Consider the following 13585-nt stretch of genomic DNA (forward strand, 5'->3'; position numbering starts at 1 on the left):
TCCGCCTTTTCTCTCGTTTTATCTTCTCACAACAAATCAGCTCGGATTACGCTGTCTCCGTTTTTGCGGCTTCACAACCGCCCGAATAAACGACAATGATCACCCCAGAAATAATTAACGACCAATACATCATTCAGGTCGCCAATGAAAACCACCTTCGGCTGGCCGAAACGATCTGCCACGAAATGGAAGAAAGCGCCAAAGCCAGAGGAACCGGCATTGCCAAGCGTTCACCCATTTATGTGATGGAAAAGATGGTTGAAGGCAAAGCCATTATCGCAACGGCCATTACCGGCGAATGGGTTGGTTTCTGTTACGTCGAAACGTGGGACCACGGTAAATTCGTAGCAAACTCCGGCCTGATTGTGCATCCCGATTACCGCAAGAGTGGTATTGCCACGCACATCAAAGCGAAAGCGTTCGAGTTGTCCCGGAAGATGTTTCCCACAGCCCGGATTATTGGTATTACCACGAGTCTGGCCGTTATGAAAATCAACTCGGATTTGGGCTACCAGCCGGTCACACTTAGTGAGTTACCCGGCGATGAGTCTTTCTGGAAAGGTTGCCAGACCTGTGCAAACTTCGATATTCTGACTCGCACGGAGCGCAAGCACTGCCTTTGTACCGGTATGCTTTATGATCCTGAGGATCATAAGCAGCAAACGAAGGAAGAAAAGTGGAATTTTCTGAAGGAATCAAAATTATACGAACGCTGGATGCGGATAAAAAAACGAATCCTGCTACGGATAAGTCTGGCGGATCGCTCGCGTTCACGTCGAATGGAACAGGAAATGGAAACGGTGTAAGCGTTTTGTTTTCGTAGACCGAAGGCTTTCTGCATTTTCGCCATTGAAAAGGCCCGCTTCGTTACGTAACGAAGCGGGCCTTTTCAATGGCGAAAAATTTAAATAACTCTTGGGAGCGACTCAAAAACCCAAACCAGTTGTAAAACCACGAACAACAGGATTACCCGGCAATAGGATGCCTGTAGATAACGATCCATTTATTGGGTTAACGGAATGAATTCGGGTCGAGTCATTGGTTCGGAGCAGGGTATAGGCGTGTCGTATTGGGTCTGGAGGGGATTGATTCAGTGTCTGTTCCACCTTGTCAATTTCACCGTCAACGGGATTTAGTAGAAATGTGTGCCCGGTAGCCATTGTAAGCCGGATACGGTCTACTGTCGGCGTGAACCTAAAGTCGGTAACCGGTTCTGACAGTTGATTACCTAACGGAGATTTACTAATAGCGGAAGCTATACCACTGGCAGTATTTAGCGTATAAAGCCTGCTGGAACTGCTCAGAGCGTACAACTGCCCCGTTGAAGGACGGAAATCGAGACCATTGATCTGCTCGCCTGCCTGTAAACCCGTAACAGGCTTCGCTACAGGCAGCGGGTTCAGTGGATTAAAAATAAGCAGATTATTATTGCTATCAATAGCGTAAGCAACGGGCTCTGTAGGAGCCGCCAGCCCAATGATGGCCCCCGGTAGGTTACCTAACTTACGAAGCCGGCCCGTTGCGAGGTTGATTTGCTGAAGCTCAGAAGAACCGTTAAACGTTACGGCTACCAGGCCGTTGCCATCGGGTGTAATATCAAAGCCAACTGCACCGGCAATGTCCAGTCCTAGAGCACCAACGTCGGTAAGGTTGCTTTTGCTCTGTTGCGTTTGTGTATAGAGCCTGTCCGTAGCTGGATCAATGTTATACAGTACTGATGTCAGTACGCCCGCCCGGTTATTCGTATAAGCCAGTTCTGAAACCATAATGCCTATATGGCTGCTACTGGTGCTATTTTTAGTAGTTACTAAGCCCGTTTCCGGATTCAGCCAGAAATCCTGTCCATCGGTACTGATTAGCCGAATGCGGTCGAAGGCCGGGTTGAAATCAATGCCCACAACACTACCTGTAAGGCCGGGTGAGAAAGGGTTGGTGGTTAGTGGACGCGCTTCGGCCGTGTTGGGATTTATTATAAACAGGCGACTCTTGTTGCTCACTCCATAAAGCTGCCCCGTAGCAGGCCGGAAATCAATGGACATGATCCGTTCTCCAACCTCCACGTTCGTGCCGACTATACGCATCGGTATTATCGGCTCATGGACACCGCCCAGGGTTACCCGCATTAACTGATTGACATCGTTCAGCGCGTAAATAGGGGACTCAGGTAGTAGATCAGGGTTTGGTGCCAGCCGGTCGTCACAAGCATTCATTATCAGTAGTAAGCTGATAACCAGCACGCTGATAATGGTATGAAGACTTTTTCTGTAAAAAACGAGCATAGCAAATGTTCCTTGATAGATTAAACTATAGTTACGCTCTTTATACGCGTAGCCACGTTTAATGGATTTAAGGCATTAAAAATAATAATTTACGGTGAACAATTGCGTAAGGCTAAACTATTTACCAATTTTTCTTCACGCTGATATAGCTGCCAATGTTATCAGGCATTAACTCACCCCGGTCAAAGGCTACTGTAGTTGTCAACCAAGATCCTGACCATTTATTAATAGGCCATTGAGCGGTTAAAAGGGTGGATAACTGATGGATTACCGTCGGGTAGGGCTGTTTATACGAACCGAAATTACGGCTGTATGATAAACGGGTAGTTAACGTAGGGCCGTGTCGAACGGTGCTGATGGTACCCAGATACCAGGCTACCACCCGATTATTGGGAAAGAAACCATTGGCACCAAAATCATTCCCTACTGCCGGAGCCAGGTCAGAACGCGGCATGATGAACGGCGTACCAATCGTGCGCCCCCGATACGACCACCCCTGGCTATACTGGCTGTTATTGAAATAATTGTCATTGCCCTGATACCGGGCCGTTTGATTGAAGATTGGGCCACTTTGATTGGTGGTGCTCAGCCATTCGAGTACAACCCGTTCAAACCGGAAGCGGGATTTTATGGGGGAGTTGTTCTGAAGACGTACCCCCGTTAAGCCATCCGGTATATTTTGCAGGGCCAGCCCCGAAGCATCCTCGTACATGTGCTGGTGATAGAGCAGCCAGTTATGCCGTTTTCCCAGCCATTCCATTGCTACATCGTAGTTGCCAACGTGATTACCGACACGATTGGTACCATCAAACGTTGTAAACCGGTCATTTTCCAAGGCATCCGGATAGCGGCCGGTTAGCAGGGATAAATAGTCCTGAAAAGAGGTCGGCAAACTACCATCTACAGCCAAATCTGGCCGACCAAGCAGGTAATCGGCTCTGCCACCCCACTGCACCTGATGGTTTAAGCCAGCGTAAAAACGAAATCGCCAATTGGGTTTTCCAATCCGCCCGTATAGGTACTTCTGGTGAAGATAGCTTCCCTGTATATAGGAGTTGGCAAACCAGCCATGGGCGTACCCCAACCGAAAAGACAACAGTTTTTTGGTAAAGCCAATCGGTACGTAATCGGGTGTTTGCAATGCTATTTTTGGAAACGGCATGGCGTTTCCCGACCAGGCAACAAAACCGGCTGTCAGCAGGGTGTCCCCCAGCCCGGCTACTTCGCGCCGGTTGCCACCGTAGAGTTCCAGAACGCCAAAACGAATTTTTACGTAAGCATCCGGCACTAATAGGGCCGGGTTGTCAGGAGTAGGCATTGGGCCAATATTGGCGACCGTATATAATCCAAAGCCCCAGTCGAAACGTGATTTTCGTTTCGGCATTGAATCGGATCGATTCTGGTAAGCGCGCTGTATTCCTGCTCGTATCGTTCCGAAAGAACCCTGCAACGGAATGGTATTATACTGATTGACCCGTAGCCAGAAAGGGTTTTGCGGGGCTGAGGTTGCTAACCCACCTATTTCGAGGGAGTAATGAATCAGTTTGGTTGGTGGAACTGATTGAGCCCAGCCGGCCGCTACGGAGAAGACAACGAGACTTAGGATAAGGAAATGTTTCCACATAAGCCTGACAGGATATAGCGTAGATAATTATTTGTAAACATACAACGTGCTGATTGATTAAAGAGACTAACTAAAATGTAAGTATCTGAAAACATCTTACCTCGTTTTGGGATTAACAACTGGAAATGTGTTGTACGAATGGAGATACCTTTTACTACGCTTAACAATAATGTCCAAATGCCCTTGCTTGGCATTGGTGTTTACGCCCCAAAACAGACCAACGAGGTACAGCAGGCCGTAGAATGGGCACTCGAATCAGGTTGTCGATTGATAGATACCGCTTCTGCCTATGGCAACGAGCGTGAAGTAGGCGATGCTATTCGGGAGAGCGGCCTCTCCCGGAGTGATGTTTTTATTACAACTAAAGTCTGGAACGATGATCAGGGCTACACCCGAACCCTGCGGGCATTCAACCGAAGCTTGGAACGCCTGCGTCTGGATGTGGTGGACCTGTACTTAATTCACTGGCCCATTAAAGAACATCGACACGAAACCTGGCGGGCGCTCGAAAAGATTTATATGGATGGCCGCGCCCGAGCCATAGGAATTTCAAACCACTATCCGGGCCATCTGGATGAATTGTTGACCGAAGCGGTTATTACACCCGCCGTTAATCAGATAGAATTTAGCCCCTACTGTTTTCTTCCCCAAGTCCTGGATTATTGTCATCAGAAAAAGATTCAGCCGGAGGGCTACGCTCCTCTGGTGCGGGGGCAAAAAGCGGATGATCCAAAGCTGGTTGCATTAGCTCATAAATACGAAAAATCGACGTATCAACTTTTGATCCGGTGGTCGTTGCAACATGGAGTAGTCACTATACCAAAATCAGTAAAGCGCGAACGGATACAGGAAAATTTTGATGTATTGACTTTCACGATTACAGATGAGGACATGGCCTTGATGGATACCTTCTATGACAATACCCGCATTGCCGATGATCCGCGAACTATTGAATAAACATTTTTACAACTTAATGGCTACTACTGGTTCATGTACAGCGCACTTAACCGGTAGGTGTTCTTCAATTAGTTCAGCCAGCATCCGTATACCCCTTTCTTCACTTCGGCGATGCCCGGCGGCAATAACGGCCATACCCGTGTCGTCAACTGCCTGCTGACCTGCTTTACGATAGGCCCCCGTCAAATAAAGATGCGCCCCTTTCTCGTCGGCCTCCCGAACGAGCGCATCAGTCATGGCCCCTACCACTGCCACGCGGTAACTGTCTGGTTGCCAACCGCCAGAGCCATACCCCGCTTCGGCTCGGTCGTACCCATCAAAAATTGTTTTAATTCTGTCGAGTAAGAGGTCAAACTCCTGGGGGTTGATATCGATAAGCATACCAATAGGTCGGGGAGGCAGGGTTTTGCCAGAACCATCGGCCGACTTCTTATAGCCAATGGGCTGTAGATTGCCAGTAGCCCCTAACTGATCGGCCAAACGGCGGTTATATCCCATTGTTAGCGCTTCGTCGAAGGGTAGATGATGGGAAAGGATACCTAAATCGGGGGGCAAGCTGGGGAGATCAATTTTCCAGGGGCGATGCAGCCAAAGGGCATCAATCTGCGTTTCGTTTACCCAGTCATACAATTGGGGAAATGGCTCCAGGGCTAACCCAACCCGCTTTACAGGTCGTTTTGATGGATAGTAAATACCGCCTTGCTCTGTTTCGGGAAATTTTTCAACTGATAGCTCCTTCTGCAGAAAATCCGCCAGGCCGTTTATAAAGAAAGTGGACGTATGCATATTTTTTAAACCACTCACCTACTGGATAGTTTACCATAATAAGTGCTGCTTTTAGGTTAACAGCGCTTGTTTTAGGGCCAATGTACCCTTTTTTATAAACCGGTTGCTCAAAAAAGGTGGATTTATACGACGTTAACCAGTAAGTTTGTGCGCTAAATGAACGCGCGCCGGCGGTTCCAAAATGCCCATGAAGTTCCTCGCTTAAGAAACCTCCTAAGGTTTTATGTTTTTCCTCAAGTGTCCACAAACTCCTGGTTTGTCTGGCATACTACTTTTCTCCTTTCTACATACGAGCCAGTAGCCATCGGTTACTGTACATTTATAGCATAAAATGACCAGATTTTTTCGGTTATTCCTGACTGCTTTGCGCGGTTCAGAATCCAATTTTACTTCGGGCAGTATCAACCGGGCTATTTTTCTGTTATCCGTTCCAATGATTCTGGAAATGGTTATGGAGTCATTGTTCGCCGTTGTGGATGTCTTTTTTGTGGCAAAAATTAGCACCGAAGCCATCGCTACGGTTGGGCTTACGGAGTCTGTATTAACCCTGGTCTATTCCATCGCCATTGGGTTGAGTACGGCGGCTACTGTACTTGTAGCCCGTCGCATAGGTGAGCAAAATCAGCAGGGAGCCGCCAGGGTAGCAGGACAGGTGATTCTTGTCTCGGTTGTTCTTGCTGTTGTCATGGGCATACCGGGATTTTTATTTGCCGATACTATTCTGCGATTTATGGGGGGTAATGAGCAACTGATTGCCAACGGGGTGGGGTTTACCCGGATGATTTTCATCAGTTCGCCGGCCATCATACTACTGTATACGCTCAGCGGCTGTCTGCGTGGTGCGGGTGATGCTTCTATGGCCATGCGGTCGTTATGGCTGGCTAACGGGGTCAACATCCTGCTCTGTCCAGTATTTATTTTCGGCTTGGGGCCCTTCCCCGAAATGGGTGTGCTGGGTTCGGCGGTAGCTACAACAACGGGTCGAACAATTGGTGTTATTTATCAATTGATTGCCCTGTCGCGCCGGAAAGGAACGATTCAGTTGCTACAAACAGACATGGTACCCGATGTTGGTATTATCCGGAATCTGCTTGGTCTGGCCGTTGGGGGTGCCAGTCAGTTTTTGGTCGGCTCCGCCAGCTGGATTTTCCTGACCCGACTGCTCGCCACGTTTGGTAGCGATGTAGTAGCCGGATACACGATTGCTATTCGGATTATCGTGTTTACCATTTTACCATCGTGGGGTATGGCTAATGCTGCCGCAACGCTGGTGGGTCAGAATTTAGGCGCTGGCCATCCCGACCGGGCCGAAACGTCGGCCTGGCGGGCTGCCTTCTGCAACATGATTTTTCTGGCGACTGTTGGCATTGGCTTTTTTCTGGGAGCTACGCAGATTGTTGGTCTGTTCGACAACAATCCGCGCGTTGTTGATGTGGCAGTGCAGGGCTTACGAATATTTTGTCTGGGCTATCTTTTCATGGCCTATGGTATGGTGCTTAGTCAATCGCTCAACGGAGCGGGCGACACCCGAACGCCAACAATCATCAATATTATATGCTTTTGGGTGGTAGAAATACCACTTGCTTACACGTTGGCACATGTTTTCCATTGGGGGCCTCCCGGCGTATTCTGGTCCGTAGCAACGAGCGAAATCTTGATGGCGATACTATCTATTCTTGCGTTCCGTCGGGGCCGCTGGAAAACCGTTCAGGTATGAGACAAACAGGCTGAAGCTACGCTTCCCGTACCGAAACTTTTACCCCCAGCCCCTCGTTATTTATCTCATGGGGTGTTGATTACCGTTTGCAATAAATTGAAATCCAACACTTCCTTATCCCTGAATCTATTTATGATCGATAACACTAAGCCACCCGAAACAGCCGTACTCGTTGCCCTGATTACGCAGAAGCAAACCGCCGACCAGACGAAGGAATATCTGGACGAACTGGCGTTTCTGGCCGAAACATCGGGGGTGACGACTGTTCAGGCGTTTACGCAAAAAATGGACCGGCCTGATACGCGCACATTTGTGGGCAAAGGCAAACTGGAAGAAATACAGACGTTTATTCTTGATAATCCCGTTGACTCCGTCATTTTTGATGATGACCTGACACCTGCGCAGGTGCGGAACCTTGAAGATAGCTTTAAGGATGTCAAAGTGCTGGACCGAAGCCTGCTTATCCTGAATATTTTTTCGATGCGGGCGCAAACGGCCCAATCGCGTGTGCAGGTTGAGTTAGCGCAATACCAATACATGTACCCCCGACTGACCCGGATGTGGAGTCACTTGACCAGCCAGAAAGGGGGGGTAGGTATGCGCGGACCTGGTGAGAAAGAACTCGAAACTGACCGGCGGATCGTGAAAGACCGGATTTCGTTTCTGAAGGAAAAACTCGCCAAAATCGACAAGCAAAGCCAGACCCGCCGGAAAGAACGGGACCGCCTGGTACGCGTCGCCCTTGTGGGGTATACCAACGTAGGCAAATCGACACTGATGCGGACGATGGCTAAAACCGACGTTTTTGCCGAAAATAAACTCTTCGCCACGGTCGATTCAACAGTGCGAAAGGTAACGCTGGGTAATATCCCCTTCCTGCTGACAGATACCGTCGGGTTCATTCGAAAGTTACCAACGATGTTGATCGAGTCGTTTAAATCTACCCTTGACGAAGTACGGGAAGCTGATATTCTGGTTCACGTGGTAGATGTATCGCATCCTAACTTTGAGGAGCAGATTGAAGTCGTCAACTCAACACTGGCCGATATCAAAGCCGCCGATAAGCCGATGGTGCTGGTATTCAACAAGATGGACCGATTTGTTCCGAAAGAAGAATGGACAGATCAGACTAATTCAAGTGATGATGAGGATTTCGCCGACATGCAGGAGGATGTGATTGTTCCGGTAGCTGTACGAAAGCAAACCGCGTTGGCTTATTTGAAGAAGACTTATCTTACCAAAAAAGCTGACTATGTGACCTTTATCTCTGCCGAAACCGGCGAGAATGTCAGTGAACTGCGGGAGTTGCTATATGATCTGGTGAAAGAGAGACATTACCAGATTTATCCAAACTGGGTTCACGTCCCCCTTTCTGAATCGGCAGAGTACGGCGATGGTTTGGCGAGTTAGCAGATTTTCGGCAATTTTGTATTCTGGAGCGAGCGGCCATTAGTGACCGCTCCTTTTTTGGTCCCGTAGTTCAACGGATAGAATAAGCGTTTCCTAAACGCTTGATATGGGTTCGATTCCCGTCGGGACTACATGTAAATAAGGTTAAATATCTGTAAATAAGATAGTTAACCTTATTTTTTATTGCTTTGTTGACTGCTTTGTTGACGGATTAGTATAATTTCACCTGAAATTGTCTTGAAAGTATTCGTCAAAACTTTTTGGTGTCCGTCCTTTAGATATATCATACGCTCGTTCTAATATCAGAGCTTTTCTCATTTTTGGGGTTGGTTTACCCCGATAATGCTTCTTAGCATATCGCTTATACACTTGATCATAAACACCATCTAATTTGAGTTCTGGGCCGAACGTCTTATCTATCCATCGGTAATGTTTGGAATGAGTTTGACTTTCATACAAAGTACCTGTATGGGCTTTACGAGATGCAAAGTATTTGTCGGTCAGGTACAATGTCCGGCAACGTTCGCCAGTTAGCGGACAGACAAAGTACCAGACCTTTCCCTTACCTAAGTTACTTGGTATCTGCACCAAATCGACCCGGTAGTTTATTTGCTCAGTCTTGTTGAATGTATAGTGCAACTCAATATAACCGCCTTCTCCAAACAGGTTAACTGCTATATCAACTGTACCCGTTGTCTCTCCTCTACGGGTCCAATTTATCGAACCAGAACAACGGGCTTGATTAATCATAAAACCAAGCCTTTTTAGGTCGGCCAAAGTCAATTTCTTTAGTTCATCATATTTATAGGAAAAATCTGAAATTCTGCCCATAATAAAAGTATAGAAAATAGTTTATTGATATACAAATTAGGTGCAAATTGAAATAGTATTTAAAGATTAGTAATTATTTGCTATCAATTTGTATTTCTTCATTTAATATTTTTCTGAATCTGATTAGAAAATACAGCAGATTCAGTATTAATATAATTGAGGAAATACTCGCTAATTTTAGTACTAATATATCTTCGAGTTTAAATGATGTTAGAAGCAAGGGAAGTAGAACTCCCGAAATAATAGTCAAAAGTAAAATAGTCAGAGAGAAATCTAAGTAATTCGGTAAACCAAGTGTATTATAATAAGTTAATTTATATAATCTAGGAATGATATATCCGTCAAATTCGCTTCCTATTTCTCCAAGAAGAACTCTGTCAAATTGTTTTTCGCCATATTTCTTTGGATTTATTTTCTTACAAAGTTGAAGTATTGCTTCTTTGTCATTATGGCTAATAGCTGCGAACTTAAAACAGTCTGCATATTCTGCCCATTTATAATCTAGATGCGTCCAAAGCACATTAGCACAATTAGTGACTGTCCATTTTTCTAGTATTTCTAATGGATAGATATAATTATGATCGTAGCTATCATATAACTCAGACTGCCAATGATTTCGACTGCCTTCAAGTAAGCTTTTTATTCCAAGATATAGACCTGCTCCACAAATTTGAGTTTCCTGAAAATATGCCTGTTTTAATTCTTCAATGTTTTCCTCATATTCATAATACTGTAACTTGATAACAAAGTAATCTAATTTCTTATACTTGTTATCAAGTTTCATCTTCATTACGCTGTTCCAGAACTCGTGTGAGTTTTTTAGTGTAAGTGCTATTCTTCTGAAATCCGTCAACTTATTTGAAAGCTCTGTTATTTCCTTAAGTCTTTCAAGTCTTTCTTGTCTAATCTGAATAACTTTTGAAACAATAAAGGTTATAAGTATAGCAGAAAAAATTGCAGAAAACTGAATTATGTTATTAAGGAGTTGATTAGCTTCTTCCCTCTTGTTTAGGGGATGGGTTTCAAACAATTTCCATAGAATAGAGAACGCTATTATCAATATAAAAACTATTCTTTTATCGCTTGTCTTCCAGAATCGATTAAATGAATTTGAAAATTGTTGAACCATGTTATAAACTTCAACGATTTGTGTATTGATAATTAAAAATATGGCCCTATTCTTAAACCTACATTCTTAGAGAAGATGAGGTTTTAATCTTCTCTATCTGCTTTGGCAACTAGCCCTTTTAAACTATCAACGTGCCAAAATTGAACGCCGTTGCTTTCAAACTCGGCAAAGTGAGCCTTACCACAATCTATCTTCAGTTTTTCAATTTCCCGTAGTAATTGCGTGTCCAATGTTGATTTGGTTTCAGCTACGAAGTAGATACGCTGGCTACCTTCAAACAATACAGCCCAATCGGGTACGTAGTTGCCTATTGGTGTGGGAATTTTAAAACCCCTCGGTAGTTTGAAATAGAATTTTACGTTTTCGTCGGCTTCACATTCGCGGGCAAATCTGGTTTCAACGTCACTATCAATGGGTACATAGTTGAATAGTGTTTTCTGCTCTCTGCTAACTTTGAATAAATTGCTGAGGTATGTTTCTATCTCTTCATCCTGAAACAGTTGCATAGCGTATTCCTGACCCTGTATTTGCTCATACTTAATGCCGTTGACCATTAGTCGGTTTAGTGTTCGCTGAATACAGGATACCACGTTATCCAAGAATTGCTGAGGATTGTTTGTAATCTCAGCCAACCGCTCTGAACCTTTCAGTATTTCAAAGATGGTTTGTCTTGTTAGGTCAACTTTACCCTGAATGTAAGCGTAAACGTCTGGTACGGGCTGAGCATTAGGCCGAATCTTTTCCTGCTTACGACCCATCAACTGAGTAGTCAAACCCCGTCCCTCTTCCATGCTTACTAAAGCCGTTTCAGAAACGATCTGAGGTCTAACCGTTGGCGGCATTTTGCGTACCTCTTCAATAGCTCGTTTGGTTAGTTCGCTAGTGTCGTATGAAACCCGGTAACGGGTCCGGTTCTTGATCTTATCCCATAACTCAAAAAATTCCGGGTAGTTGTCCGGTATCAGTTGTTTGCTGAGTTTGATTTGGGCCTTTTCGTTGGCATTTCTGATCTTGCCTTTGAATGATTCGCCTGTATCCTCCTCAATCTCTTTTTGTAGGGTATTAGCAAAATCCTGGTACGTTTCGTTTGCGATGACGGTCAAAACGTTAATAGTCTTATCCTGAACCCTTGCGCCCTCACTGTCAACACAGAGCCGCAAACCCCTGCCTATTTCCTGCCGTTTTTTGAGTTCAGACCGACTTTCGTTCAGGGTACAAATCTGAAACACGTTCGGGTTATCCCATCCTTCCCGTAAGGCACTATGCGAAAAGATAAAGCGTAACGGCTCCTCACTACTTAACAGCCGTTCTTTATCCTTCATTATCAGGTTATATGTATCATCGTCGGCTTTAGTGGCTCCGTTCGTGTCCTTTGCCCGGCCTTTATCAGTTGAAAAGTACCCGTTATGTACGTCGGACACGTTGAACGGAATAACGCCCTGGTTAATTGGCCGGGCCGCTATCTCCATATAGAGTTCTTCAAACCAGTTGGCAAACTTACCAGGTAAGATGTTACCCCCGGTATCGTAGCCCCGGTAGTTGGCTACCCGGTCAATGAAGAACAGAGACAGTACTTTAATGCCCTTTTTGGATAACCGGCGTTCTTTCTCAAAATGTCGTTCGATGGTCCGCTTTACCATGAACTTTAGTACATCGTCGTTTAGTCCCCCTTGCGATTGGCCAACGTTAAGAACCAACCCGTTTGAAAACTCTAAACAATCCTCAGCAGCATTGATGCTATTGATTATAAAGCCATCCTGATACATAGCCCGGCCATTGGATAGGGCGAACAGATCAGAGCCAACCTCAGCCGCTACGGTCTTTGGTTTTGCGCCTGTAGCATCGTTAACGTAGATTGTTAGTTTGGCCTTAATATTCCGCTTTGCGGCCTGTATGCTGTCCAACTGGATAAAGGCCGAATTATAATCCCGCTCAGCCTGTATGCCATCTATTTCAATCTGTTTAACTAAGCCCAACTCATACGCCTTTACGGGCGAAAGTCGGTAAATCAGATTATAATAATTCTTGTGCGTGGCCGAATACCGTAGGGTTTTCATTGGGTTTAAATCGGCAATCGCTTTAACCCGAACCGCTGTTTCCATGTTTTGCGGTTCGTCAATAATCACAATAGGGTTAGTACTGGTAACATATTCGATTGGCCGAATACCCGTTTCCCGCAACTGATTGATAACATTATCGTCGCGAGTGAAGCTGTCGATATTTAGAACCAGAATTTGCAGACTGTTGGCCGTTGCAAAACTCCGCAAGGCTGACAGTTTTTTGCTGTCATAAACGGAGTAATCTAAAGCCGGGTTATTGTACAGGTTTTGAAAATGCTGTTGAGTAATGGTCAGGTTCTTTAGTGTTCCTTCCCGTATGGCCACACTCGGAACTACAATAACAAACTTTTTGAAGCCATACCGCTGGTTAAGTTCATAGATGGTCCGTAAGTAGGTGTAGGTCTTGCCCGTTCCGGTTTCCATTTCAACTGTAAAGTGTCGACCATACCAATCGTTACCGTTTGCTAACTGGTTGCTGTCCTGAACAGCTTTGAGGTTGATTTGCAGTTGATCGTCGGTTAAAATCAGGTTGTTGGCTACTCCGTTTTGAGTAAGGATTAAGCCGCTTCCAAAGTCAGAAAACGTCACTTCAAAGTCGCTTTGGTGTAAAGGTTGGCCCTGAAACAGACTGACAACGGAATTGATAGCCGTTCGCTGGTACTGCTGATTGCTGTCAAACTGTAATCTCATAAGACTACTATATCAGTATAGATTTGAATTTGTAAGGCATGATATTTGTTGTTTCTGAACAAAAGTAGGACAGTGTATAGTAATACCATACCGGGTAGTTAG

The 13585-nt window shown here is 45.4% G+C and carries 11 protein-coding genes and 1 tRNA gene; 5 read left to right on the top strand and 7 right to left on the bottom strand.

The window, feature by feature from the left end; translation table 11 throughout:
• Positions 1-95 precede the first annotated feature (95 nt).
• Entirely contained in the window at positions 96-806 is a 711-nt protein-coding gene (locus B156_RS0100290; RefSeq protein ID WP_018617595.1) for a GNAT family N-acetyltransferase, read from the top strand.
• A 120-nt stretch (positions 807-926) separates the two neighbouring features.
• Here the strand turns inward: B156_RS0100290 and B156_RS0100295 are convergent, their stop codons facing one another.
• Together B156_RS0100295 and B156_RS0100300 are read right to left on the bottom strand one after the other, a co-directional pair.
• Positions 927-2279, bottom strand: coding sequence for a DUF4394 domain-containing protein (locus B156_RS0100295; protein WP_018617596.1), 1353 nt, complete (start codon positions 2277-2279; stop codon positions 927-929).
• 121 nt (positions 2280-2400) lie between these two features.
• Complete coding sequence (locus B156_RS0100300) at positions 2401-3903, bottom strand: capsule assembly Wzi family protein (RefSeq protein ID WP_018617597.1); 1503 nt, start codon at positions 3901-3903, stop codon at positions 2401-2403.
• Positions 3904-4080: 177 nt separating this feature from the next.
• Here B156_RS0100300 and B156_RS0100305 point away from each other — a divergent pair, with 177 nt between their 5' ends.
• Positions 4081-4860: an aldo/keto reductase gene (locus B156_RS0100305; RefSeq protein ID WP_018617598.1), complete on the top strand. Its 780-nt coding sequence runs from the start codon at positions 4081-4083 to the stop codon at positions 4858-4860.
• Positions 4861-4866: 6 nt separating this feature from the next.
• Here the strand turns inward: B156_RS0100305 and B156_RS0100310 are convergent, their stop codons facing one another.
• Together B156_RS0100310 and B156_RS31715 are read right to left on the bottom strand one after the other, a co-directional pair.
• Positions 4867-5646 carry a Nif3-like dinuclear metal center hexameric protein gene (locus B156_RS0100310; protein WP_018617599.1) on the bottom strand — a complete coding sequence of 260 codons (780 nt, stop codon included), beginning with the start codon at positions 5644-5646 and terminating at the stop codon, positions 4867-4869.
• Positions 5582-5893: a hypothetical protein gene (locus tag B156_RS31715; RefSeq protein ID WP_169518239.1), complete on the bottom strand. Its 312-nt coding sequence runs from the start codon at positions 5891-5893 to the stop codon at positions 5582-5584. Before B156_RS31715 ends, B156_RS0100310 begins: the two co-directional genes overlap by 65 nt.
• A gap of 84 nt (positions 5894-5977) precedes the next feature.
• On the opposite strand from B156_RS31715, the gene B156_RS0100315 reads away from it, so the two are divergent.
• The 3 genes from B156_RS0100315 (at position 5978) to B156_RS0100325 (ending at position 8904) form a co-directional block, all read left to right on the top strand.
• Positions 5978-7363, top strand: coding sequence for an MATE family efflux transporter (locus B156_RS0100315; RefSeq protein ID WP_018617600.1), 1386 nt, complete (start codon positions 5978-5980; stop codon positions 7361-7363).
• A gap of 132 nt (positions 7364-7495) precedes the next feature.
• Positions 7496-8773 (top strand): GTPase HflX, encoded by a 1278-nt coding sequence (hflX, locus tag B156_RS0100320; protein ID WP_018617601.1) that lies wholly within the window; start codon positions 7496-7498, stop codon positions 8771-8773.
• 59 nt (positions 8774-8832) lie between these two features.
• A tRNA-Arg gene (locus tag B156_RS0100325) sits at positions 8833-8904 on the top strand.
• Between the two features lie 91 nt (positions 8905-8995).
• Here B156_RS0100325 and B156_RS0100330 read toward each other — a convergent pair.
• The 3 genes from B156_RS0100330 to B156_RS0100340 form a co-directional block, all read right to left on the bottom strand.
• Positions 8996-9604, bottom strand: a complete 609-nt coding sequence (locus B156_RS0100330; RefSeq protein WP_018617602.1) for a hypothetical protein — start codon at positions 9602-9604, stop codon at positions 8996-8998.
• Between the two features lie 73 nt (positions 9605-9677).
• Positions 9678-10733 (bottom strand): hypothetical protein, encoded by a 1056-nt coding sequence (locus tag B156_RS0100335; protein ID WP_018617603.1) that lies wholly within the window; start codon positions 10731-10733, stop codon positions 9678-9680.
• Positions 10734-10816: 83 nt separating this feature from the next.
• Positions 10817-13483 (bottom strand): restriction endonuclease, encoded by a 2667-nt coding sequence (locus B156_RS0100340; RefSeq protein ID WP_018617604.1) that lies wholly within the window; start codon positions 13481-13483, stop codon positions 10817-10819.
• Positions 13484-13585 lie beyond the last annotated feature (102 nt).

This window comes from Spirosoma luteum DSM 19990 (genome assembly GCF_000374065.1).
Lineage (GTDB): Bacteria > Bacteroidota > Bacteroidia > Cytophagales > Spirosomataceae > Spirosoma > Spirosoma luteum.

Excerpts from the sequence above, each read along its gene's own strand:
- B156_RS0100295 (WP_018617596.1), bottom strand. The coding sequence starts at position 2,279 with ATGCTCGTTTTTTACAGAAAAAGTCTTCATACCATTATCAGCGTGCTG.
- hflX (WP_018617601.1), top strand. The coding sequence starts at position 7,496 with ATGATCGATAACACTAAGCCACCCGAAACAGCCGTACTCGTTGCCCTG.
- B156_RS0100290 (WP_018617595.1), top strand. The coding sequence starts at position 96 with ATGATCACCCCAGAAATAATTAACGACCAATACATCATTCAGGTCGCC.
- B156_RS0100330 (WP_018617602.1), bottom strand. The coding sequence starts at position 9,604 with ATGGGCAGAATTTCAGATTTTTCCTATAAATATGATGAACTAAAGAAA.
- B156_RS0100315 (WP_018617600.1), top strand. The coding sequence starts at position 5,978 with ATGACCAGATTTTTTCGGTTATTCCTGACTGCTTTGCGCGGTTCAGAA.
- B156_RS0100300 (WP_018617597.1), bottom strand. The coding sequence starts at position 3,903 with ATGTGGAAACATTTCCTTATCCTAAGTCTCGTTGTCTTCTCCGTAGCG.
- B156_RS0100335 (WP_018617603.1), bottom strand. The coding sequence starts at position 10,733 with ATGGTTCAACAATTTTCAAATTCATTTAATCGATTCTGGAAGACAAGC.
- B156_RS0100310 (WP_018617599.1), bottom strand. The coding sequence starts at position 5,646 with ATGCATACGTCCACTTTCTTTATAAACGGCCTGGCGGATTTTCTGCAG.
- B156_RS0100340 (WP_018617604.1), bottom strand. The coding sequence starts at position 13,483 with ATGAGATTACAGTTTGACAGCAATCAGCAGTACCAGCGAACGGCTATC.
- B156_RS0100305 (WP_018617598.1), top strand. The coding sequence starts at position 4,081 with ATGCCCTTGCTTGGCATTGGTGTTTACGCCCCAAAACAGACCAACGAG.